This is a genomic window from Streptococcus sanguinis SK49 (genome assembly GCF_000212815.1).
Taxonomy (GTDB): domain Bacteria; phylum Bacillota; class Bacilli; order Lactobacillales; family Streptococcaceae; genus Streptococcus; species Streptococcus sanguinis_C.
The window spans coordinates 859,856-881,744 of the sequence record NZ_GL890985.1; the positions used below are offsets into that span (position 1 = coordinate 859,856).

At 43.7% G+C, this 21,889-nt stretch carries 25 protein-coding genes and 1 riboswitch; of the genes, 17 read left to right on the plus strand and 8 right to left on the minus strand.

Annotated elements, in window-relative coordinates:
• Positions 1-3: 3 nt before the first annotated feature.
• The 3 genes from HMPREF9380_RS06710 to murT are packed head-to-tail and all read right to left on the minus strand — an operon-like array spanning position 4 to position 2,408.
• The gene (locus HMPREF9380_RS06710; RefSeq protein WP_002902722.1) at positions 4-261 is read right to left on the minus strand and encodes a LapA family protein; all 258 of its coding nucleotides are present in this window, start codon (positions 259-261) and stop codon (positions 4-6) included.
• Positions 262-279: 18 nt separating this feature from the next.
• Positions 280-1,065, minus strand: a complete 786-nt coding sequence (gene gatD, locus HMPREF9380_RS06705; protein ID WP_002932990.1) for a lipid II isoglutaminyl synthase subunit GatD — start codon at positions 1,063-1,065, stop codon at positions 280-282.
• Positions 1,065-2,408 (minus strand): lipid II isoglutaminyl synthase subunit MurT, encoded by a 1,344-nt coding sequence (gene murT / locus HMPREF9380_RS06700; protein WP_002932991.1) that lies wholly within the window; start codon positions 2,406-2,408, stop codon positions 1,065-1,067. Before murT ends, gatD begins: the two co-directional genes overlap by 1 nt.
• A gap of 232 nt (positions 2,409-2,640) precedes the next feature.
• Here murT and cdaA point away from each other — a divergent pair, with 232 nt between their 5' ends.
• The 7 genes from cdaA to HMPREF9380_RS11910 all read left to right on the plus strand — a co-directional run bounded on the left by cdaA (position 2,641) and on the right by HMPREF9380_RS11910 (position 9,132).
• Positions 2,641-3,489: a diadenylate cyclase CdaA gene (gene cdaA / locus HMPREF9380_RS06695; protein WP_032907297.1), complete on the plus strand. Its 849-nt coding sequence runs from the start codon at positions 2,641-2,643 to the stop codon at positions 3,487-3,489.
• Entirely contained in the window at positions 3,477-4,241 is a 765-nt protein-coding gene (locus tag HMPREF9380_RS06690) for a CdaR family protein (RefSeq protein WP_002902728.1), read from the plus strand. The genes cdaA and HMPREF9380_RS06690 overlap by 13 nt, the downstream gene beginning before the upstream one ends.
• Before the next feature lie 94 nt (positions 4,242-4,335).
• Positions 4,336-5,688, plus strand: coding sequence for a phosphoglucosamine mutase (glmM, locus tag HMPREF9380_RS06685; RefSeq protein WP_002932996.1), 1,353 nt, complete (start codon positions 4,336-4,338; stop codon positions 5,686-5,688).
• A gap of 128 nt (positions 5,689-5,816) precedes the next feature.
• Positions 5,817-7,352, plus strand: a complete 1,536-nt coding sequence (locus HMPREF9380_RS06680; protein WP_002932998.1) for an Ig-like domain-containing protein — start codon at positions 5,817-5,819, stop codon at positions 7,350-7,352.
• A 117-nt stretch (positions 7,353-7,469) separates the two neighbouring features.
• Positions 7,470-7,598, plus strand: coding sequence for a DUF4044 domain-containing protein (locus tag HMPREF9380_RS11420; RefSeq protein WP_002895969.1), 129 nt, complete (start codon positions 7,470-7,472; stop codon positions 7,596-7,598).
• A 50-nt stretch (positions 7,599-7,648) separates the two neighbouring features.
• Complete coding sequence (gene obgE, locus HMPREF9380_RS06675; RefSeq protein WP_002933001.1) at positions 7,649-8,959, plus strand: GTPase ObgE; 1,311 nt, start codon at positions 7,649-7,651, stop codon at positions 8,957-8,959.
• An 11-nt stretch (positions 8,960-8,970) separates the two neighbouring features.
• Positions 8,971-9,132, plus strand: coding sequence for a hypothetical protein (locus tag HMPREF9380_RS11910; protein WP_002895966.1), 162 nt, complete (start codon positions 8,971-8,973; stop codon positions 9,130-9,132).
• An 86-nt stretch (positions 9,133-9,218) separates the two neighbouring features.
• Here the strand turns inward: HMPREF9380_RS11910 and HMPREF9380_RS06665 are convergent, their stop codons facing one another.
• A complete protein-coding gene (locus HMPREF9380_RS06665; protein ID WP_002933004.1) occupies positions 9,219-9,770 on the minus strand; it encodes an ECF transporter S component in 552 nt (183 codons plus the stop codon).
• A gap of 13 nt (positions 9,771-9,783) precedes the next feature.
• Positions 9,784-10,755: a nucleoside hydrolase gene (locus HMPREF9380_RS06660; RefSeq protein WP_002933007.1), complete on the minus strand. Its 972-nt coding sequence runs from the start codon at positions 10,753-10,755 to the stop codon at positions 9,784-9,786.
• A gap of 120 nt (positions 10,756-10,875) precedes the next feature.
• A riboswitch (PreQ1 riboswitch) is annotated at positions 10,876-10,920 on the minus strand.
• A 132-nt stretch (positions 10,921-11,052) separates the two neighbouring features.
• Here HMPREF9380_RS06660 and HMPREF9380_RS06655 point away from each other — a divergent pair.
• From HMPREF9380_RS06655 to whiA, 4 genes are read left to right on the plus strand one after another with little or no spacing between them, the layout of a single operon-like run.
• On the plus strand, positions 11,053-11,433 hold the full coding sequence (locus HMPREF9380_RS06655) for a RidA family protein (protein WP_002929929.1): 381 nt from the start codon (positions 11,053-11,055) through the stop codon (positions 11,431-11,433).
• 55 nt (positions 11,434-11,488) lie between these two features.
• Positions 11,489-12,379, plus strand: coding sequence for an RNase adapter RapZ (rapZ, locus tag HMPREF9380_RS06650; RefSeq protein WP_002933011.1), 891 nt, complete (start codon positions 11,489-11,491; stop codon positions 12,377-12,379).
• On the plus strand, positions 12,376-13,353 hold the full coding sequence (locus tag HMPREF9380_RS06645; protein WP_002895961.1) for a YvcK family protein: 978 nt from the start codon (positions 12,376-12,378) through the stop codon (positions 13,351-13,353). The genes rapZ and HMPREF9380_RS06645 overlap by 4 nt, the downstream gene beginning before the upstream one ends.
• Entirely contained in the window at positions 13,350-14,261 is a 912-nt protein-coding gene (gene whiA, locus HMPREF9380_RS06640; protein ID WP_002933012.1) for a DNA-binding protein WhiA, read from the plus strand. Before HMPREF9380_RS06645 ends, whiA begins: the two co-directional genes overlap by 4 nt.
• A 33-nt stretch (positions 14,262-14,294) precedes the next feature.
• On the opposite strand, the gene HMPREF9380_RS06635 is transcribed toward whiA, so the two are convergent.
• Both HMPREF9380_RS06635 and HMPREF9380_RS06630 read right to left on the minus strand, forming a co-directional pair.
• On the minus strand, positions 14,295-15,263 hold the full coding sequence (locus HMPREF9380_RS06635; protein ID WP_002933013.1) for an NAD(P)/FAD-dependent oxidoreductase: 969 nt from the start codon (positions 15,261-15,263) through the stop codon (positions 14,295-14,297).
• Positions 15,264-15,374: 111 nt separating this feature from the next.
• Positions 15,375-16,691, minus strand: coding sequence for an FAD-containing oxidoreductase (locus tag HMPREF9380_RS06630; RefSeq protein WP_002933014.1), 1,317 nt, complete (start codon positions 16,689-16,691; stop codon positions 15,375-15,377).
• A 189-nt stretch (positions 16,692-16,880) separates the two neighbouring features.
• On the opposite strand from HMPREF9380_RS06630, the gene HMPREF9380_RS06625 reads away from it, so the two are divergent.
• From HMPREF9380_RS06625 to rpsU, 6 genes are all read left to right on the plus strand, one after another.
• Positions 16,881-17,237, plus strand: a complete 357-nt coding sequence (locus HMPREF9380_RS06625) for a DUF1304 domain-containing protein (protein ID WP_002933015.1) — start codon at positions 16,881-16,883, stop codon at positions 17,235-17,237.
• A 114-nt stretch (positions 17,238-17,351) separates the two neighbouring features.
• Entirely contained in the window at positions 17,352-17,729 is a 378-nt protein-coding gene (locus HMPREF9380_RS06620; protein ID WP_002933016.1) for a BlaI/MecI/CopY family transcriptional regulator, read from the plus strand.
• Between the two features lie 15 nt (positions 17,730-17,744).
• Positions 17,745-19,202, plus strand: a complete 1,458-nt coding sequence (locus HMPREF9380_RS06615; protein WP_002933018.1) for a M56 family metallopeptidase — start codon at positions 17,745-17,747, stop codon at positions 19,200-19,202.
• Between the two features lie 377 nt (positions 19,203-19,579).
• Entirely contained in the window at positions 19,580-20,311 is a 732-nt protein-coding gene (locus HMPREF9380_RS06610) for a polyphosphate polymerase domain-containing protein (protein WP_002906906.1), read from the plus strand.
• An 11-nt stretch (positions 20,312-20,322) separates the two neighbouring features.
• Complete coding sequence (locus HMPREF9380_RS06605) at positions 20,323-21,006, plus strand: DUF4956 domain-containing protein (protein ID WP_002933020.1); 684 nt, start codon at positions 20,323-20,325, stop codon at positions 21,004-21,006.
• A 147-nt stretch (positions 21,007-21,153) separates the two neighbouring features.
• Positions 21,154-21,330: a 30S ribosomal protein S21 gene (rpsU, locus tag HMPREF9380_RS06600; RefSeq protein WP_000048054.1), complete on the plus strand. Its 177-nt coding sequence runs from the start codon at positions 21,154-21,156 to the stop codon at positions 21,328-21,330.
• 113 nt (positions 21,331-21,443) lie between these two features.
• Here the strand turns inward: rpsU and mscL are convergent, their stop codons facing one another.
• On the minus strand, positions 21,444-21,827 hold the full coding sequence (gene mscL, locus HMPREF9380_RS06595) for a large conductance mechanosensitive channel protein MscL (protein WP_002933021.1): 384 nt from the start codon (positions 21,825-21,827) through the stop codon (positions 21,444-21,446).
• Between the last annotated feature and the right edge of the window lie 62 nt (positions 21,828-21,889).

A 21,889-nucleotide genomic window follows, 5' to 3' on the forward strand; every position in this document is an offset into this window, starting at 1 on the left:
AACCTAGTTTTCTGTATGGGAATTTTTAAGTGCTTCTTTGGTTTTTTTAAGTTCTTTTTTCAGCGAGAAATTTTTTAACATGCTGATGAGAAAGGTCGTGACAGAGCCTAGGAGCACTGAGACCAAAATCAATATGATTAAGGGAAGTTTGAAGCTGAACAAGATAAAGCTAACATTGACGCTCTGCATATTGGCTAAGGAAATACCAGCAACCAATAGAATGGTAATTAAAAGCAGAATATAATGCAATTTTTCTTTCATGGTGATTCTCCTGTTTATCTATTCAAACTCGGCCTTGCTCTTGATATCTCCATATTCTTCTGGGATTTCTTGGGCTAGGATATCTTCATAAGCTGCTAGTTTAATATCTGATCCATACTTATTTTTCAGAGCGGTGGTCACCAGACGGTAGGCCAAGTTCGCATTGCGAGACAAGATAGGGCCATGGAAGTAGGAGCCAAAGACATTTTTATAATGAACACCCTCGCAACCATCCTCTTGGTTGTTGCCATTTCCATAGACAACTTTGCCCAGAGGTTTTTCATCGTCCGAGAGGAAAGTCCGTCCTTGGTGATTTTCAAAGCCGTAGTAGGTTTCATCGAATTCTTCGTTATGAATCTTGATGTCACCGATATAGCGGTTTTTGGTCTGGTTGAGGGTATAGTGACCCATGATGCCCAGACCTTCAATTCGACGGCCAGAAGCCTCGATATAGTATTGGCCTAAAAGTTGGAAGCCACCGCAGATGGCTAGCACTACGCCGTTTTCATTAATAAAGCTTTCCAAAGCTTCTTTTTTAGCTGGCAAGTCACGAGCCACGATCGTTTGCTCATAGTCTTGACCTCCGCCAAAGAAGACGATGTCGTAGCTATCCTTGTCAAAGTCATCTTCTAGAGAGACGATATCGACTTCAACCCTAGCGCCTAGCTTTTCAGCCACATACTTGAGCATGAGGACATTGCCGTTGTCGCCGTAGGTATTCATGAGATTGCCATAGAGATGAGCAACCTTTATATCATAGCAATAGTCCTGGTTTTCGGGAGAAGTGAGGGATCTGTATACCATTAGTTCATCTCCTTTCTGACCACTTGTCGTTCTGCCAGCAACTCGCGGAATTCCAGCATGGCAGTATAAGTAGCTAAGATATAGGCATGCTTAGTTTCTTGCTGCTCAATGGCCTTAAATACTGCTTCCAAATCTTTGACTTCGGTAATCTGATCTGCTGGATAGCCCGTTACCCGTAGTCGACGCGCTATCTCAGAGTGGCGAACACCACCTGCAATGACATGAGGAATCTCCATCTCTAAAATCTTCTCAAAGTCAGCATCCCAGATCCAGCTGGTATCAATGCCGTCTGCATAGTTGGCATTGAGCAGAACGGATAGGCTAAAGTCAAAAGGCGCAAGCCCAATCATATCCAGTGCTTGGGTCGCCCCGACCGGATTTTTAATCAAGACTAAGGTACATTCCTTGTCGCCGATTTTAAAAGTTTCCTGACGGCCAAAGACAGCCCGGCTCTTGTCAAAGCCAGTCTTGATAGTAGCTGGCTCGACACCAAAGAACTGAGCTACTGATACCGCTGCTAGAGCGTTATAGATATTGTAGAGACCGCCGATATTTATTTGATAGTCTTGACCATCAATGGTAAAGGCCGAGCGGTTATGCTCAAGTGTTTTGAGAGCGGTCAGGCTGTAGTCAAGCTTAGGACGCTTGAAGCCGCAGTCCTCACAGATATAAGCCCCCAGATTAGCATAGGTGTTGAGCTCGTACTTGAGGATATGCTCGCACTTGGGACAGAGGATGCCCTCTGTATTGTAGTGAGCTAGCTGAGCCTGATCTTTCTCGGTATCAAATCCATAGTAGCGGACAGGATTCTTTAGGCTGACTGAGTTAAAGAGGGGGCTGTCACCATTCATCAGTACAGTCGCTTGAGGCACTTTAGCTGCAGCATCCAGAATCATTTGGTAGGTCGTATAGATCTCGCCATAGCGGTCCATCTGGTCTCGGAAAATATTGGTAAAGACGAAGAGGCTAGGCTTGATATAATCACAAATCCGAGATAGGCTGGCTTCGTCTATCTCCAGCACAGCGATATTCTTGCCAGATTTGCCTTTCTTAGCTGTCAGGAATGTTGTCGTAATCCCAGTAATCATATTGGCACCGCTGGGATTAGTCACCACTTCTCCGAAGGCTTCCTTGAGAATACCCACTGTCAGAGCTGTAGTTAAAGTTTTACCATTGGTTCCGGTAATAACCACGACCTCATAGTTCTTTGCTAGGTTTTGCAAAATATTTTTATCAAATGTCAGGGCAACTTTCCCCGGCAGAGTCGATCCACGCCCCATTTTGCTGAGAACAAAGTGGGAGGACTTGCCTGCCAAGAGGCCCAAGGCTGTATTTATCTTCATAAGAAATATTTTATCATAAAAAAGTAAAGAAGGTTACAGAAAAATATTGACAAACGTGATATAATGGGTTGGTAAGTCTTTAAGCATTAAGACCCACTGTAAAATAAAAAGAGAGAAGTTAATTGAGTGAACTCTAATTACAAGATAAAATCAGGCTGTGACTAGATTTAATAAGTTCGATTTGTTGCTACAGCTGTTTGACTTTGCTTGTAGAGGAGTAGGAAGTCTAAGTATGAATTTTCAACAACTAACCAATCTCCAATATTGGGCCAGTTTGTTTTCGGACCCTTGGAGGATTGTAATTAATATTATTGACGTCGCTATCGTCGCATGGATTCTATATTATCTAATCAAGGCCATTGCTGGTACCAAGATTATGATTCTGGTCCGCGGGGTGCTCTTCTTTATCTTGGCACAGTTTTTTGCCAATATCATCGGCTTGACCACCATTTCTTGGTTGATCAATCAGGTCATCACTTACGGGGTCATTGCGGCCGTGGTGATTTTCTCGCCTGAGATTCGGGCAGGATTAGAAAAGCTGGGTCGAGCAACAGATATTTTTTCTGCGACGCCCATCAGTAACGAAGAAAAAATGATTCAGGCCTTTGTCAAGTCTGTTGCCTATATGAGTCCGCGGAAAATCGGGGCTTTGGTGGCCATTCAGGGAACCCGTACCTTGCAGGAATATATTGCGACAGGGATTCCCTTGGATGCAGATGTATCCGGAGAGCTACTAATCAATATTTTCATCCCCAATACGCCATTGCATGATGGAGCTGTCATCATAAAAAACAATAAGATTGCGGCTTCCTGTGCCTACCTGCCTCTGACAGAAAGCAGCGGCATCTCTAAGGAGTTTGGAACCCGGCACCGCGCAGCTATTGGCCTGTCTGAAGTATCCGATGCGTTTACTTTTGTTGTTTCAGAAGAAACAGGTGGGATTTCCACTACGCACAATGGAATTTTCAAGCATGATCTGACTTTGGATGAGTTTGAGATAGAGCTGAGAAAGGTCTTCTTATCAGAGCAGGACAAGCCAGCAGGTTTGAAAAAACGCTTCATGGGAGGATGGAAGAAATGAAAAAACGTAAAAAAATTCTTTATATCATCTCTTCGTTTTTCTTTGCCCTAGTGCTGTTTGTCTATGCAACCTCTAGCAGTTATCAAAACAATACTGGAGTTCGACAGGTCACATCTGAAACTTATACCAATACGGTTTCCAATGTGCCAATTGACATCAAATATGACAGCGAGAATTACTTTATCAGCGGCTTTACTTCTGAAGTTTCCGTCGCCCTGACAGGCTCCAACCGTGTCAATCTAGCCAGTGAAATGCAGGAAAGTACTCGGAAATTTCGAGTTGTAGCTGATCTTTCCAAGGCTACAGAAGGCACAGTCGAAATCCCTCTGAAAGTGGAAAACCTACCGAGCGGTCTGACTGCTACAGTCACCCCGCAGAAGATTTCGGTTAAGATTGGTAAAAAAGCCAGCAAGAAGGTTGAGGTCCGCTACCTCATCACAGACAGCCAAGTGGCTGAAAATGTGTCTATCAGTGGTGTGACCTTGGAAAATAAGGAAGCTACTGTAACAAGTGACGAGGAGACCCTATCTAAGATTGAGTCTGTCGTAGCTATTCTTCCGACCAATGTCATTATCACCGGCAACTACAGCGGAACAGCACCGCTGCAGGCTGTTGATGGTCAGGGAAATGTCATGCCAAGCGTGGTGACACCATTTGAAACGACTATGCGTGTCAACACTAAAACAGCAGACAGCTCAGGCTCGTCTTCCTCTAACAGTAGCTCAAATACGAGCTCATCAAATAAAAACTAAATAAAATTTTGAAAATAAACTTGGATGAAGTTGGCCTGCCTTGCTTGCAGCCTATATCCTTACATCCAGGTCTTATGAAAGGAAACTATTTATAATGGGTAAATACTTTGGAACCGATGGTGTTCGCGGAGAAGCAAATGTAGAATTAACGCCGGAATTGGCCTTTAAACTTGGCCGCTTTGGTGGTTATGTTCTGAGCCAGCACGAAAGTGAAGTGCCTCGGGTCTTTGTTGGCCGGGATACTCGAATTTCAGGAGAAATGTTGGAAAGCGCCTTGGTTGCAGGACTTTTGTCCGTTGGGATTCATGTCTATAAATTGGGTGTCATTGCAACGCCTGGTGTAGCTTATTTGGTCAAGTCAGAGAAAGCCAGCGCCGGAGTCATGATTTCTGCCAGCCACAATCCAGCTTTGGATAATGGTATCAAATTCTTTGGTGGTGACGGCTATAAGCTGGATGATGAGCGTGAGTTGGAAATCGAAGCTTTGTTGGACGCAGCAGAAGATACCTTGCCACGTCCGAGCGCCGAAGGTTTAGGTGACTTGGTGGATTATCCAGAAGGACTGCGCAAATACCAACAATATTTGGTTTCAACTGGCTTAGAACTAGAAGGAATGCATGTGGCCTTAGATACGGCCAACGGTGCGGCTTCAACCAGTGCCCGTCAGATTTTTGCGGATCTAGGCGCACAGTTGACGATTATCGGAGAAAATCCAGATGGCCTCAATATCAATCTGAATGTTGGCTCTACGCATCCAGAAGCTTTGCAGGAAGTAGTTCGTGAGTCTGGTGCAGCGATTGGTCTGGCCTTTGATGGAGATAGCGACCGCTTGATTGCAGTAGATGAAAATGGTGAGCTGGTAGATGGTGACAAGATTATGTACATCATCGGTAAGTACCTGTCTGAGAAAGGCGAGCTGGCGCAGAATACCATTGTTACGACTGTCATGTCTAACTTAGGCTTTCATAAGGCTTTGGATCGTGAAGGTATTCAAAAGGCTGTGACAGCAGTTGGCGACCGCTATGTAGTAGAGGAAATGCGCAAGAATGGCTACAATCTAGGTGGCGAGCAGTCTGGGCATGTTATCATCATGGACTACAATACGACAGGTGACGGTCAGCTTTCAGCTGTGCAATTGACCAAGGTCATGCAGGAAACAGGTAAAAAACTATCTGAATTAGCTTCTGAAGTAACCATCTATCCGCAGAAACTAGTCAATATCCGTGTGGAAAACAGCATGAAAGATAAGGCGATGGAAGTTCCAGCTATCAAGACGGTGATTGAGAGAATGGAAGCCGAAATGGCTGGCAATGGTCGAATTTTGGTTCGTCCGAGCGGAACAGAGCCTCTGCTGAGGGTCATGGCTGAAGCACCAACTGACGAAGAAGTAAATTATTATGTAGATACCATTGCTAATGTTGTTCGAGATGAAATTGGGATTGAGTAATAAACGTAAAGAAACTGAGACATAATGTCTTGGTTTTTTGGGTCTTAGTTGCATAATTAAACACTTTAAGGCAAAATGTTGCAAAAAAGACATGTAATTGGTATAATAAGCATTGAAAGGAGCATAAAATGAAAGATAAAAATAATATTTTTCTTAAAATTTTAATTTTATTAGCCGCTATTATTGTAGGTGGTCGTTTTGCTGCGAATGTTAATGCATCAGAAATTACTGAGTATACTAATGAAGTAATTATGACTAAGAACGGGGCACAAATAACTAAAGATACTACCGTTATTAGTAATGAAGCTTTGGAAGTTACAAGTAACTTTGCTTTTCCTGATTCTCAAGTAATTAGTTCTGGAGATACTTTGACATTTGCTTTGCCAAAAGAGTTAACTTTAATCACACCATTGAATTTTCAGGTCTTTGATGTGGTAAATGATAAAGGAGAAGTCGTTGGTTCAGCTAAAGCAGATCCAACAACTCAGGCAGTTACGGTCACTTTCTCAGACTACTTTACTCGATTGCCTGAGAATAAGAAAATGTCGTTGAGATTCAACGTAAAAGTTAATAATGAGACTGTACCAAATTCTACAGCACTTCAGTTCAGATTTGGTCAAACAGAGTTTTCTTTCCAATATAAAAAAGACGATGGTTCTGCTGGTGAGTATGAGATGAAATACGGCTATCAGGATAAATCCGATCCGAACATTGTTAAATGGCGTATTATCTTGAATGCAAGACAAGATATGCTTCGTGATATGGTAATTTCTGATAACTTTGGTGATGGCCTGACATTAGTTCCAGGAACACTGCGTGCAGTTCGTTATGCTCCTGTAGATGGTGGGATTCGTAATGAAGCACACTTGCTGAGCTTGCCTGTTTTGGATAATTTCACTAAAAAAGCAGTTCTCTCAAAAAATGACAAAGGCGAAGCTAATGGTTTTACCATTAATTTTGGTGATAACTACAATTGGCCAATGTACATTGAGTATTCTACTCGTGTGCCTGAAGGCACAAAAGTAGGAAGTGTGGTTAATAACCAGCTTTCTTGGACTGCAAGTAATTTTCCAACAGCTAGAACGATTACTAAATCAGTTCGTTTGGAAGAAGGTTCTGGTAATGGTAGTGCAGAAATTCAAAAGGATGTCCTAATTCACGCTAAGAAAATATTAGTAGGCGAGAAGAAATTAGAAAAAGGTCAGTTTACTTTCGGACTCTATGATGCGGATGGTAATTTGGTACAGACTGCAACTAACGAAGCTGATGGTTCGATTAACTTTAACGCTTTAAACTATAATGCTGAGGGTACTTATAGCTATACCATCAAAGAGATTCCTGGGGACAGTCCAGATTATATCTATGATGATAAGGAAGCTAAATTAACTGTTAAAGTAACAAATGTGAAAGGTGAATTCTTAGGTGCTGTTACTTATGATGCAGAGCCTACATTCACTAATACTTATCGAGCTCACGATCCTGGACAATCTAAAGAGAAAGATCCAAAAGGGGAAGATCCAAGTAGTCAAGAAACAGGAAAACCAGCTACTAAGAAAGTTTTACCAAAAACTGGTCAAGAAACGACACTTTGGCTGTCAGTTGCAGGTTTGGCAATCTTAGTTGGCTTTGGAAGCTATGTCTTTCTTCAAAAAAAGACTAGATAAAATTCAAAGGTTTTAAGAGTTTTCTCTTAAAGCCTTTTTACATACTTTTCCATTTGAAAAAACGGAGTAATCATGTTAGAATAGACCTAGTAATTTTTAAAGGATAGAGGTGTTATCGTGGCTTTTGGAGATAACGGACAACGTAAAAAAACAGGATTTGAAAAATTGACGATGCTGGTCGTGATTATCATGCTCATCGTGACAGTTGGAGCTATCTTTGCTTCCGCTCTCAGCGCAATCTTTTAATCCAAACGCTTCAGGGCGTTTTTTTAGACTAGAAAAAGAGAATAGAAAAAATGAGTATGTTTTTAGATACGGCCAAGATTCAAGTTAAGGCTGGCAATGGTGGCGATGGCATGGTGGCCTTTCGCCGTGAAAAATATGTTCCTAATGGCGGTCCTTGGGGCGGTGATGGCGGTCGTGGCGGCAATGTTGTTTTTGTTGTAGACGAGGGCCTGCGCACCCTGATGGATTTTCGCTACAATCGCCACTTCAAGGCTCAGTCTGGTGAAAAGGGTATGACCAAGGGTATGCATGGCCGTGGAGCTGAGGACTTGATTGTTCGTGTACCGCAGGGGACGACGGTTCGTGATGCTGAGACGGGCAAGGTGCTGACGGACTTGGTAGAAAATGGCCAAGAATTTATCGTAGCGCGTGGTGGCCGAGGTGGTCGTGGAAATATCCGCTTTGCAACGCCTAAAAATCCTGCTCCAGAGATTTCTGAGAACGGAGAACCAGGTCAAGAACGGGAGCTTCTGCTTGAGCTTAAGGTCCTAGCAGATGTTGGTCTGGTTGGCTTCCCATCTGTCGGAAAATCAACTCTGCTTAGTGTTATCACAGCAGCTAAGCCTAAGATTGGTGCCTATCATTTTACGACAATCGTTCCCAATCTAGGAATGGTTCGTACTCACTCTGGAGAGTCCTTTGCAGTAGCAGATCTACCAGGTTTGATTGAGGGAGCCAGCCAAGGGGTCGGACTGGGAACTCAGTTTCTCCGTCATATTGAGCGGACACGGGTCATCCTGCATGTCATCGATATGTCAGCTAGTGAGGGGCGTGATCCTTATGAGGACTATCTAGCTATCAATAAAGAGTTGGAATCCTATAATCTTCGTCTTATGGAGCGCCCGCAGATTATTGTTGCTAACAAGATGGATATGCCAGATAGTGCTGAAAATCTCAAGGTATTCAAAGAGAAATTAGCGGCTAATTATGATGAGTTTGCGGAGCTGCCACAAATCTTCCCAATTTCCAGTCTGACTAAGCAAGGACTTGCGACTCTCTTGGATGCGACTGCAGAGTTACTGGATAAGACACCAGAGTTCTTGCTTTATGATGAGTCTGAAATGGAAGAAGAAGCTTACTATGGCTTTGACGAAGAAGCACCAGCCTTTGAAATTTCTCGTGATGATGATGCGACTTGGGTGCTGTCTGGTGATAAACTTGAGAAACTTTTTAATATGACTAACTTTGACCGCGATGAGGCAGTCATGAAATTTGCCCGTCAGCTGCGTGGTATGGGCGTTGATGAAGCCCTTCGTGATCACGGAGCCAAGGATGGGGATTTGGTTCGCATCGGCAAGTTTGAGTTTGAATTCGTTGACTAAGGAGGCTTGCAATGGGTGATAAACCAATATCCTTTCGCGATGAAAATGGAAACTTTGTCTCTGCAGCCGACGTCTGGAATGCAGAAAAGCTAGAAGAGCTCTTTAATAAACTCAACCCTAAGCGCAAGCTGCGTCTGGAAAGAGAAGCATTAGCGAAAGCAGAAGAGGAATAAGATAAAAAGCAGCTAAGCAGGAAATAATCCTAGTCAGCTGCTTTTTAGCGCTAAAGATGTATTCGTTAAGGTAATTAACCTTTGTTTTAAGCAAAGATTTTAGGACTAACTGCTTTTATTCGAGGGAGAGCAGCTAGGCAGACACCTAGAACGATAAGCTTGTCTGCATAGTCAGTTAGTATTTGGACGAGGACGATACTAAGGACGGGGTTGACTCCCATTCCCCGCAGGGCTTGGACGATGAGACTGGATCCGCTGGATGTTATGCCTCCGAAGAGCAGGACAGTGATTGCAGAGGCTACTAGGGTACCCGGAAGGGCTACCAATAGGGTTTTCCAGAGAAGACTGAGCTTTAAGCTTCCTTTTTCTTTAAAAAACCAAGCTGCTGAAAGAGCGATGATGATAGCGACTGGCGAGTAGTAGAGAGAAAAGATATCGGTTGTCATCCAGCCAATGAGGGCGCTGAGAAAGGCAACGCCAGCCCCAGCAAGAGGCCCTAAAGTCAAGCTAGCCAGAATCGTTCCAAAGGTATCTAGATAGACAGGTAATTTCAGAAATAGTGCAATATTAGCTCCCACGTAGTTAAGAGCGATACAGATAGATAAGAAGCTTAGGATAAGGGGTGTTGATTTTTTCATGATAAAGTTTTCCTCATAAAAATGATGATAGGTCTTGAGCAATCGTTTCCTTAGGCTGATTCAGGAGAATGGCTAAGAAGTTTTGGAAGAAGAGTGAGGGACTGACTTGAGTTGCAATATAGGCATTGGCTGGTTTATGATAGAAGTCATAAGCATCAACCACAGTCTGTCCAAGAGCAATGCCTTCGGTTACGACTTCAACATAGGAGTCGAAGCCCGCACAAAGGTCCTCATACAGAAAATGAGCAATAGCCAGCGGATCGTTGATGACACAGCCGATGATGTGCTCGTATTCCCAGTGAAAGTCCCAGTAGAAACGCGTGATACGGCCGACAAACTCAGCTACTTCTGGCTGCAGGAAACGCATGTACTCTAATAGATTGGGGGTGAGGACGATGGCGCGTGTGACATCTAGTCCAACCATCTCGATTTTTCGGCCTAACTTTTGATAGACAAATTGAGCGGCGTGTGGGTCACACCAGTAGTTATACTCGGCTACAGGTGAGCAGTTGCCATGAGATTTGTAGCTGCCGCCCATACTGACAAAGCGTTTGATATGTTTTCCAATTTGGGGATTTTGCTTTATTGCCATTGCTAGATTAGTCAATGGTCCTAAGGTGATAAGGGAAGTGTCCTGAGCCTTTTGGAAATAGGTAGCCAGAAATTCAGAGGCTTTCTGAGGCTGGGGCTGACAATTGCTTGTTCGATTGATTCCGCTCTCGCCTAAACCATCCATACCGTGGGTATCCTGGGCTGAAACGAAATCGCGGACTAGAGGCTTGTCTGCCCCTGCATAGACTGGTATATCTAGCCGGTTCAGTTTTTCTAATATTTTAAAGGCATTTTCAACACCAAGGTCTACTGGGACATTTCCAGCAACGATGGTCAGTGCTACAACTTCTAGATCGGGATGCTGAATGGCATAGATTAGAGCTAGACTATCATCTATACCAGGGTCGCAGTCGATAATGACTTTTCTTTTCATGAGTTCTCCTTTGCCTATATAAAAATGAGGTTGAGACAATCGGTCCCAACCTCTTAACTGTCTGACTAATCGAGGAGACAGCAAAAAAACTATGCGCAAGACATTTTATATACAATATAAAGGCACTTAGTTTTTTATTCTGGGAAGTTTTCGAACCAGTCCAAAACCGAGGTTTTGATTTCTCTGTTTTTCTATCATAAATAAAAATAAGGAAAAAGTCAATGGGAGTAAGCCTAACATGGCCACCCCCATCTTTTTATGGTATAATGAAAAAAATAAGTAGGAGAAGTGATAATTATGGCAAAAACGATTCATACAGATAAAGCACCAGCAGCGATTGGACCTTATGTTCAAGGAAAAATTGTCGGCAATCTTTTGTTTGCGAGTGGGCAGATTCCCCTGTCTCCTGAGACTGGAGAAATCATTGGGGCAACTATTGAAGAGCAGACCCAGCAGGTACTGAAAAATGTTTCAGCCATTTTGGAAGCCGCTGGAACAGATTTTGATCATGTGGTCAAGGCTACTTGCTTCTTGAGTGATATCAATGATTTTGTGGCCTTTAATGAAGTTTACAAAACAGCCTTTACAGAAGCATTTCCAGCTCGTTCAGCAGTCGAAGTTGCTCGTCTGCCTAAGGATGTGAAGATTGAGATCGAGGTTATTGCCGAGATTCTCTAAAAAAGAGCGGGGGAAAACCACTCTTTGACAGATTCTATCTGATGAAAGGATTATTATGTCTGAGAAGAAAATTCAGCTTATCATTGTGACTGGAATGAGCGGGGCGGGGAAAACCGTAGCCATTCAGTCTTTTGAAGACTTAGGTTATTTTACCATTGATAATATGCCGCCAACTCTGGTGCCGAAGTTCTTGAAGCTAGTCGAAGGGACCACTGACAATGATAAATTGGCTCTGGTTGTCGATATGCGCAGCCGTTCCTTCTTTTTGCAAATCCAGAACGTTTTGGATGAATTAGAGCAGAATGAGAATATTGATTTTAAGATTCTTTTCCTAGATGCGGCGGATAAGGAGTTAGTGGCTCGTTACAAGGAAACGCGTCGCAGCCATCCGTTGGCAGCTGATGGAAGGATTTTAGATGGGATTAAACTGGAGCGCGAACTTTTAGCCCCTCTGAAGAATCTTAGCCAAAATGTTGTGGACACAACAGATTTGACACCACGGGAGCTCAGAAAGACCATCTCTGAGCAATTCTCAAATCAGGACGAGATGCACAGTTTCCGTATTGAAGTCATGAGTTTTGGTTTCAAATACGGTCTGCCTTTGGATGCAGACTTGGTCTTTGATGTGCGCTTTCTGCCCAATCCCTACTATATGACTGAGCTGCGCAATCAGACAGGCTTGGACAAGGATGTCTTTGACTATGTCATGAACCATGCCGAGTCAGAAGAATTTTATCAGCATCTGCTGGGCTTGATAGAGCCGATCTTGCCAGGCTATCAGAAGGAAGGTAAGTCTATCCTGACTATTGCTGTGGGCTGTACGGGTGGTCAGCACCGCAGTGTAGCCTTTGCTCAGCGCTTAGCAGATGATTTGGCTAAAAATTGGCCGGTCAATGCCAGTCACCGCGACAAAAACCGTCGGAAAGAAACGGTGAACCGCTCATGAGAAAGCCAAGAATTACAGTCATTGGCGGTGGAACAGGAATTTCAGTTATTTTAGACAGCCTACGTAAAAAGGACGTAGAAATTACAGCCATTGTCACAGTAGCAGATGATGGAGGCAGTTCTGGTGAGCTGCGGAAAAACATCCAGCAGCTGACTCCGCCAGGTGACCTTCGAAATGTTCTGGTAGCCATGTCTGACATGCCAAAATTCTATGAGAAGGTCTTCCAGTATCGCTTTGCGGAAGGAGATGGCGTTCTAGCGGGGCATCCCTTGGGCAATCTGATTATTGCCGGCATTTCCGAAATGCAGGGCTCAACCTATAATGCCATGCAGCTTCTGACCAAGTTCTTCCACACGACAGGCAAAATCTATCCTTCTAGCGACACCCCCCTAACTCTGCATGCTGTGTTTGCAGATGGGACGGAAGTTGTCGGTGAAAGCAATCTGACCAGCAAGAGCGGGATGATTGAGCGGGTCTATGTTACCAATACCTATGATGACAAGAAGCCTGCTGCCAGTAAAAAGGTAGTCGAGAGCATCTTAGAAAGCGATATGGTGGTTCTGGGACCAGGTTCACTATTTACCTCTATCTTGCCTAATCTCGTTATTGAGGAAATTGGCCAAGCTCTTCTAGACACCAAGGCAGAAGTGGCCTATGTCTGCAATATTATGACCCAGCGAGGCGAAACAGAGCATTTTTCAGACAGCGATCACGTCCAAGTCCTGCACCGTCATTTAGGCAGGAAGTTTGTAGATACAGTCTTGGTTAATATCGAACCTGTCCCTCATGAGTACATGGACAGCAACCAGTTTGACGAATATCTGGTACAGGTGGAGCATGATTTTCAAGGCTTACAAGAGCAGGTTCCGCGCGTTATTTCTTCGAATTTTCTGCGTTTGGAAAATGGCGGAGCTTTCCATGATGGTGAGTTGGTTGTTGACGAATTGATGCAGATTATACAGGTACGCAAATGAGCTTTACAGTAAAAGTAAAAGAAGAACTGCTGAGTCTGGCAAGCAGAGATAAAAATGAGCTGTCAGCCATGATTAAGATGTCTGGCAGTTTGGGCTTGGCCAGCAGTGGTTTGACCCTGTCTGTCACAACAGAAAATGCCAAAATTGCCCGCCATCTCTATGAGTTGCTATCTGACCTTTATCAGGTCAAGTCAGAAATCCGCCACCATCAGAAGACTAATCTGCGCAAGAACCGTGTATACACAGTATTTCTGGATCAGAAAGTGGAAGAAATCCTATCTGACCTGCACTTGGCTGACTCCTTTTTTGGTATCGAGGCCGGGATTGATCAGACCATTTTGTCAGATGACGAAGCTAGCCGAGCCTACCTCCGGGGAGCCTTTCTCTCAAATGGCAGCATGCGAGAGCCAGACTCAGGCAAGTACCAGCTGGAAATCTTGTCCGTTTATCTGGATCATGCTGAAGATTTGGCTGCCTTGATGCGGCGTTTTCTGCTGGATGCCAAGACCATTGAGCGTAAGAAGGGGGCTGTCACTTATCTGCAGCGGGCTGAGGACATCATGGATTTTCTCATTGTCATCGGTGCTATGGAAGCCATGGCTGAGTTTGAGTCTCTTAAGCTCATGCGGGAAGCGCGCAATGACCTCAACCGTGCTAATAATGCGGAGACAGCGAACATCGCTCGCACGGTTACAGCCAGTATGAAAACCATCAACAATATTGCCAAAATCAGCGACAATATTGGTATCGAGAGTTTACCTGTAGACCTGCAGGAGGTAGCCCAGCTTCGTATCCAACATCCAGACTACTCCATCCAGCAGCTAGCTGATAGTCTGAGCCGGCCACTGACTAAGAGCGGCGTCAATCATCGCTTGAGAAAAATCAATAAAATCGCAGATGAATTATAAAAGCTGCTGAGCTTGAGCTCGGCAGCTGTTTTTTTATAGGCTTGTAGAATGTTTGGGTTGGACTTTTTGCTCAGGATAGATATGGTTAATGGCATTGTTGACAGCAGTAGGTGCCTCACCTAACCCAGTCGCAATCAAGTCAATCTTTCCCTCGTAGCTGCAGCAGTCACCAGCTGCATAGATACCTGGCACGGAAGTTTCTTGCTTGCTATTGACCAAAATTTTGTGACGGTTGAGCTCCAAGCCCCAATCTTTGAGATTGCCGACAGAGGATTTAAAACCGTAGTTGACAAAGAGGTGATCCAGAGGCAGAAGCTGACTTTCCTCTCCTTTAACTTGGCTGATTTCCAAGTGGGTTATCTTGCCATTTTCACCAACCAATCGACTCGGTACAAATGGTGTCTTAATCTCAACGCTAGAAGCCTTGAGTTCTTCCACACTATGCTCTAAAGCCCGGAAGTTGTCCCGACGATGAACCAGGCTAGTTTCTGCGATTTTTTCAAAAGCTAGTGCCCAGTCAACAGCCGAGTCGCCGCCGCCCAGAACAACAACCTTTTTGCCTGCGTACTGGCTGATGTTTGAAACGTGATAGTGAAGGTTGCTGTAGCTTTCAGCATCATCTAGCTCTAAAGCTCTCGGTTTGAAGGCGCCGCCTCCCATGGCGATGATGATGGTTTTGGTCTGATGCTGAGCTTGAGAAGTCGTGATGGTAAAGCCATCATCCGCTTTGACGATATCCAGCACTGTTTCATTGAGGCAAATCTCAGTCTGGAAAGTTTCCAGCTGCTCAATCAGACGCTGTGTCAACTCTTCGCCACTTAGATTGGTAAAGCCAGGGACATCCAGAATCTTCTTCTCTGGATAAAGAATAGCCGGCTGACCGCCCAGCTGAGGCAGGGAATCAATGATTTTAACCTTGGCTTGGCGCAGATGAGCGTAAAAAGCTGCGAATAGGCCAACTGGACCGCCACCGACAATCGTAATATCATACAGTTCAGACATAATCTTCCTCAATCTTTTTAAAATAAACTAGCATTATTGTACCACAAAAAGGGATTGAAATGTAAGTAAATGTTTTAAAGGCATCTTAAAAGCCCCATTAGGGGCTTAAAATTAGATAGCAAATAAATCATTGAGGTTTTCAGCCAGAGTTGGATGAGTGAAGATTTGTTTGCTCAAGTAGGTGTAAGGAATCTTATTATCCATGGCTACAGTCAGGATATTGATAATTTCCTGAGCTCCAGCTGAGAAGATAGTTGCTCCGACGATTTCCTTGGTTTCAGTGTTGACAACAGCCTTGAAGGCACCGCGTAAGTCAGCATTGACATGTCCACGAGGCATTGCTGCGACAGGAATCTCCTTCACTGCAATCGGCAATCCTTGCTCTTGGGCTTCCTTTTCAGTCAATCCGATTTGAGCCAAAGGCGGTGTGATGAACATGCTGGTAGGGACGTTCTTACGGTCTTCCAGTGTGTAGCTGCCATCGCCAGCCAGATAGCTATAAAGGATGCGGAAGTCATCCAGTGAGATATAAGTGAACTGCAGACCGCCATTGACATCGCCCGCTGCAAATACACCAGGTACAGATGTTTCCAAGTGCTTATCGACCTTAATCGCTCCGCGCTCTGTCAGCTCGATATCTGTATTTTCCAGCTGTAGTGGTTCAATATTGGGCTTACGGCCGGTAGCATAGAGAAGGGCATCGAAGCGGAATTCTCCAGATTCTGTCACAACTACAACTTCGTCACCATCATTTTTGACCTGTGTGGTACGTACATTTTGTAAGAGTTGGATTCCGTCTTCTTCCATGTACTGCTTAGCTAGAGCAGCGATAGAAGGCTCTACTCGAGGGAGAAAGACAGGAGCAGCATCCAGTACAGTTACTTGACTGCCCAATTTATTGTAGAGTCCAGCAAATTCTAGGCCGATGTTACCGCCGCCCAGAACTCCTAAACGTTTAGGAAGTTCCTTCAGATTTTGGATGCCAGTTGAATCGTAAACATTTTTAGTATCAGTCAGTCCTGGAATTGGCAGGACATTGGAAACAGCACCGGTATTGATGACAATAGTTTCAGCAGTCAGTTCCTCTTTCTCATCGCCAGCTGTGATTTCAATGACTTTATTGGAAAGGAAATGAGCTTCCGCATCAATGATGTCAACACCAGCACCACCGATTGCTGCGTAGTTCTTCCCGTTGAGACGGCTGGTTACAGCATTCTTTTCAGCCATGACTTGGTCGAAAGCCAGGCCTTTTTCAGCTGCGACAAGCAGGGTCTTGGTTGGGATGCAGGCGATATTGATACAGGTTCCCCCGTACATAGCCTTGCTTCGCTCAATCAAAGCAACTTTTTTTCCTTGAGCCGCCATTTTGGCTGCCAATGTTTTACCGGCTTTCCCAAAGCCGATGACAATTAAATCATAGGTTAACATAATTTACCTCCATTTTTCAAAAAAGATTGTATCACATCTAGTCAGAAATTGCTGATTTCTGCTACGCTTTTTTTCTTCAGTATTTTTAGTGTTTATTTTTATACAGAATGTCCATTTTTGAGCAATGTTTTCGCAGTTCCAGTCAGTCTGTGTTATACTAAGTTTCATTATTTATTTTAGGAGGGCAAAATGTCTATTATTACACTGATTTTGGCAAGCTTGGTTGCCTTAGAATTTTTCTACATCCTGTACTTGGAGACCATCGCGACGACTTCTGCAGCGACAGCTCGGGTTTTCGGTATGTCGCAAGAGGAGTTGGAGCAGCAGTCGGTCAATACACTTTTCAAAAACCAAGGAGTTTATAACGGATTGATAGCTGTTTTGGTCTTGATTGCGGCCTTTGTACAGCCTAGTTCGTTTTGGCTGGGAATTTTTATGGTTTATATCATCTTGGTGGCAGCTTACGGTGCAGTGACCAGTGACCCCAAAATCCTGCTTAAGCAAGGAGGGCTGGCTATGCTGACCCTGCTTAGTTTATTTTTCTAATAGAGTGAGGAAAATTGATTTCCCACTCTTTTTTTATATAATGATTGACTTTTTTATTAGACAAGTGTAGAATAAAATTAGAAATAGCATTAATTTAGAAAGTGCGTGGGAACGATGAAAAGATCTATTAAACGTTTGCCGGACGGGGAATTTACTATTTTAAAAGTAATTTGGCAGCTGCCTGCCCCAACGACCTCTGCCCGTATCATGGAAAAGCTGGGACCAGACAATCACTGGAAGCCTCAGACTTTGCTGACAGTCTTGGCTCGCTTGACTGAAAAGGGCTTTTTAGAAAGTGTCCGCAAGGGGCGTGAAAGGCAGTATACAGCCTTGATCTCAGAAGATGAGTATCTGGAAGTTGAGGCTTCGGATTTCTTGAAACGTCACAGCGGCCGTTCTATGGGCGGGTTTGTCAAAACACTTTTTTCTTCTAACTCCTTTTCGGAAAATGAATTGGATGAGCTGCGCAGTTTGCTCAACCAAGGAAAGTAGGATGGAGGGATAAGCATGAAACAGTTCCTTCTTTCTTTTCTGCTGACCAGTTTGTCGACATCCATTTTGGTGCTTTTGCTTAGTCTGCTTTTTACGGCCTTTAAGACTAAGATTTCGGTCAGAGTGAAGTATTTTATTTGGTTTTTGATATTGCTGAGTTTTCTGTTTCCGTTCCGTCCCCAATTTGGCTCAGGCCTGATTCGGCTGAATACAGGATCGGTAGTTCAGACAGCAGTGACTGCCACCCAGACAGGTGGTGCTCAGGGCGCTTCTCCAGCAGTTGAAAAAGTTGCCCAGCCAAATCTATGGGAGGCTTTTCTGGGCTTACCTTGGTTTGAAATTCTCTTTGCCATCTGGCTGATTGGCTTTGTCTTTAGTATTGGAAGATATGCTTATTCTTATATTCGCTTCAGAAAGATGCTGAAGCGCTGGGGCACGGAGTTTCAGGACGAAGAAGCGATGGCTCAGCTACAGGCTGTTCAACAGGAGATGCGAGTTAAGGGCCGGATTCATCTGCTCCACTATCCTATGTCCCAAAGTCCTATGCTGCTAGGTTTCAGAGATATTTTAATCGTGCTGCCAGAGTTGGACTACACGGAGGAAGAGCTGCAGCTGATTTTCAAGCATGAGCTGACCCACTATAAGCACCGCGATGTTTTAGTTAATCTTTTGGGAATTTTTGCCAAGAGTCTGCACTGGTTTAACCCGGTTGTCCGCTTTGCCTGCCGTGAAACTCAGGAAGCAGGAGAAATGTACTGTGACTATGATGTTCTGAGCAGTAGAGATACAGAGTATCGGACTTTCTACGGCGAAACGATTCTGACCATGATAGACCGCAGTAAGAAGACTCCAATTGCTCTGACAACCTGCTTTTACTCTGACAAGTTTAATCTCAAGCGGCGGATTGTCGGTATCATGGATAACCGCCTGCCTAAGAGGTTTCTGTCTGCTGCTTTTGTAGTGGCCGTTCCTCTCCTTTTGCTCTTGACTAGCTCGGTCTTTGCTCTAGAAAGTCCAGCTGCTCAACAAAGCAGACCTGTTGCAGGACAAAAACAGTCTCAAGGGCTCAGTCAGCGTCAGGCACTAGCATCCGTCTTAAAAGAGCTGTCTCTTTCTGAAACAGATATTAAAGATTTACAAATTTCGCGTGAGAAAGACACCTATAAAATCCGCTTCTCTCACGGGCAAACAGCTCATGAAACCATTGTCAATGCTAAGGATGGAAAACTAATCCAATCCAAACAGCATACCATTGTCGAAAAGACAGTAACAGTTGAAAAAGAAGTCAGTCCATCCTCGTCTGCTGCATCAACTCCAGCTGATAACAGCTCTACTGCAGGTGCAGGAAATACGGGAGCAGCGGGCTCTACTGGAGCCAGTACAGCGACTGTTCAAACTCCGTCTCAGCACAGTTCCTCTCATACGACAGACACCGATGATCCGGACGATGATGATGACCATGATGACGATTAAATAAAGGATTCTGCCAGTTTAAGTTTCTTAAAAGCTTAGACTGGTAGAATTTTATTATCTTCTCAAAGGGGGATTTGACAATCCTCCAAGAGCAGTTTGTCATCAGTTTATCTTTATTTTAGGTCGATTTTGCTTACAGTTTGTACTTCGTTTCCTAATGCTAAAAAAACTGAAAGATTATTTATCTTTTTTCTTGACATTCATAAACGACAATTGTAGAATATACTTATAAACTACATTTGTAGAATGTTTTTGAAAAATACTGCTTGGAAAGGAGAAGAAAGCAAAGCCTATCCAGACGCTTGTAGGATGCAGAGCGGAAGCTCTATTTCTTTTAAAAGAACAAACTACATTTGTAGAATCAAAGGAGAATTCAAATGAAACAAAAGCAAATCCAAACAAATTTCCAACGAATCGAAACGAAGTATATTCTTGACCGAGCAATGCTAGCTCGTCTTGAAGCTGACATGAGACCTTACCTCACCGCAGATGATTATGCGACATCAACCATTTCCAATGTGTATTTTGATAATGATGAGTTCCAGATGATTCAGGATTCCATTGCCAGAAAAGGCGGTCGCGAAAAAATGCGGATGCGGACTTATGCTGAGCAGCCAAATGATGATAGTCAAGTTTTCTTAGAAATCAAGAAGAAACGTGATGAAGTAGGCTTCAAATATCGTTTGGTTTCTAATCCTCTCTCCGTGACCAACTATATTGTGAATGGTGTGGCAGACCATACTATTTCTGATGACCGGGTCAAGGCAGAAGTGGAGCAGTTACAGGAGCGCTATATAGACTTGAAGCCAAAAATGGTGATTAGCTATGACCGCTACTCTATGAGAGGATTGGAAGATAAAAAGGTACGTGTGACAGTTGATTCCAACATCCGCTACCGAGATTATGATGTAGACTTGGCTTTAGGCCGCTATGGACTGCCCTTGCTGGATGACGACAAGGTGATTATGGAAATCAAGGTTCCTGGTCAATATCCTCAGTGGTTGGCTGATATTCTGAATAAATACGGTCTTGAAGACCAGTCCTTTTCAAAATACGGCAATGCCTACCTGAAAACTAAAGAAAGGCTGACTCAAACAGTCAAGGCCTAAGGAGGTAGTTTATGCTTAATCAGTTATTTAACAGTATCTACTCCTCTACGGAAGTCAAGATAAATCCTTTAGCATTGATTTTTTCACTAGCAACTAGTGTGGTTTTAGGAATTATCTTGGCCAAGGTCTATAAGCGCCAAACCATTTATACCAAGGAATTTGTCGTCACCCTCTCCCTTTTGCCAGCCATTATTTCCATTATCATCTTCTTGGTTAATGGAAATCTGGGTACCAGTGTCGCCGTAGCAGGGACTTTTAGCTTGATTCGCTTCCGGTCGGCTGCAGGTGGCTCCAAGGAGCTCTTAGCTATCTTTATGGCGACGGCTATCGGGATTACAACAGGGATGGGCTTTGTAGCACTGGGAATTGTCTTTACTCTAGCTATTTCAGGCATCTGGATGCTCTTTGAAAAGATGAGCTTTACTTCAGTCAGTCCGACCAGACGTTATGTCCAGGTTCAGGTTCCAACTGACTTTGACTACGAAGTACTCTTTGATGCTATCTTTGAAACGATTTGTAAATCAGCTGAACTGACCTCTCTCAAGTCGGTTGAAAAGAAGTCTATTAAGCTAGACTATGTTGTTGACTTGAATCCTGACATGACTGACAGGGAGCTCATTCAGCAGTTCCTGTTCTATGATAAGGTGCAGGACATTTCCCTTTCCAAAGCTGCTAAGAAGCGTAAAACCCTCTAAGCAAAAGAAGACCAGCTGCAGCAGAGCAGTTGGTCTTCTTGTTTGTATCATAAAAAGGAGCTACATCATACTTACAGAAAATACTTGACACTCTTTTCTATATGTGGTATGATTATATAGATTTTGGACTTGAAGGGAGTGAAAAAAATGTCAAAAACAGTAGTACGCAAGAATGAATCACTTGATGATGCACTTCGTCGTTTCAAACGTGCGGTTACTAAAGCTGGTACTCTTCAAGAAACACGCAAACGTGAATTCTATGAAAAGCCTTCTGTAAAACGCAAACGCAAATCAGAAGCAGCTCGTAAACGTAAAAAATTCTAATTGAACAAAAAAGCAGACTCCGGTCTGTTTTTTGTTTTCGCTCTTTGGAGAGAAGAGGATGATCATGAGCAACAGGCAAGAAAAAAACACTGATTTTCATCAGTGAATTCTCTTTATTTTTTCTCAGCCAACAAAGCTTTGATTTCTTGCAGGACTTCCAATTCAGTTGGTCCAGCTGGCGCTTCTTCAACTTCTTCCTTCTTCTTAGCAAGGCTTTGTGCTTTTTCAGCAGACTTGACGATGAAGAAAAGAACAGTACCGATTACCAAGAAGTTAATCACGGCGCTCAAGAAGTTACCATAAGCGATCCCATTCCATTTCAATTGAGAAATTTGCTCCAATTTTGCAGCTTTCAAAATTGGGTTGAGGAAGAGAGGAGTGATTACGTCAGTAATCAATGAAGTGACGATTGCTCCAAAGGCGTTGGCGATGATCACACCGACTGCCAAATCAATCACGTTCCCGCGCAGCAAGAATTCTTTAAGATCCTTTAACATTCTTTCTTTCCTTTCAAGAATTTATTAATGAGATTATATTATAGCTTATTTATATGACATCC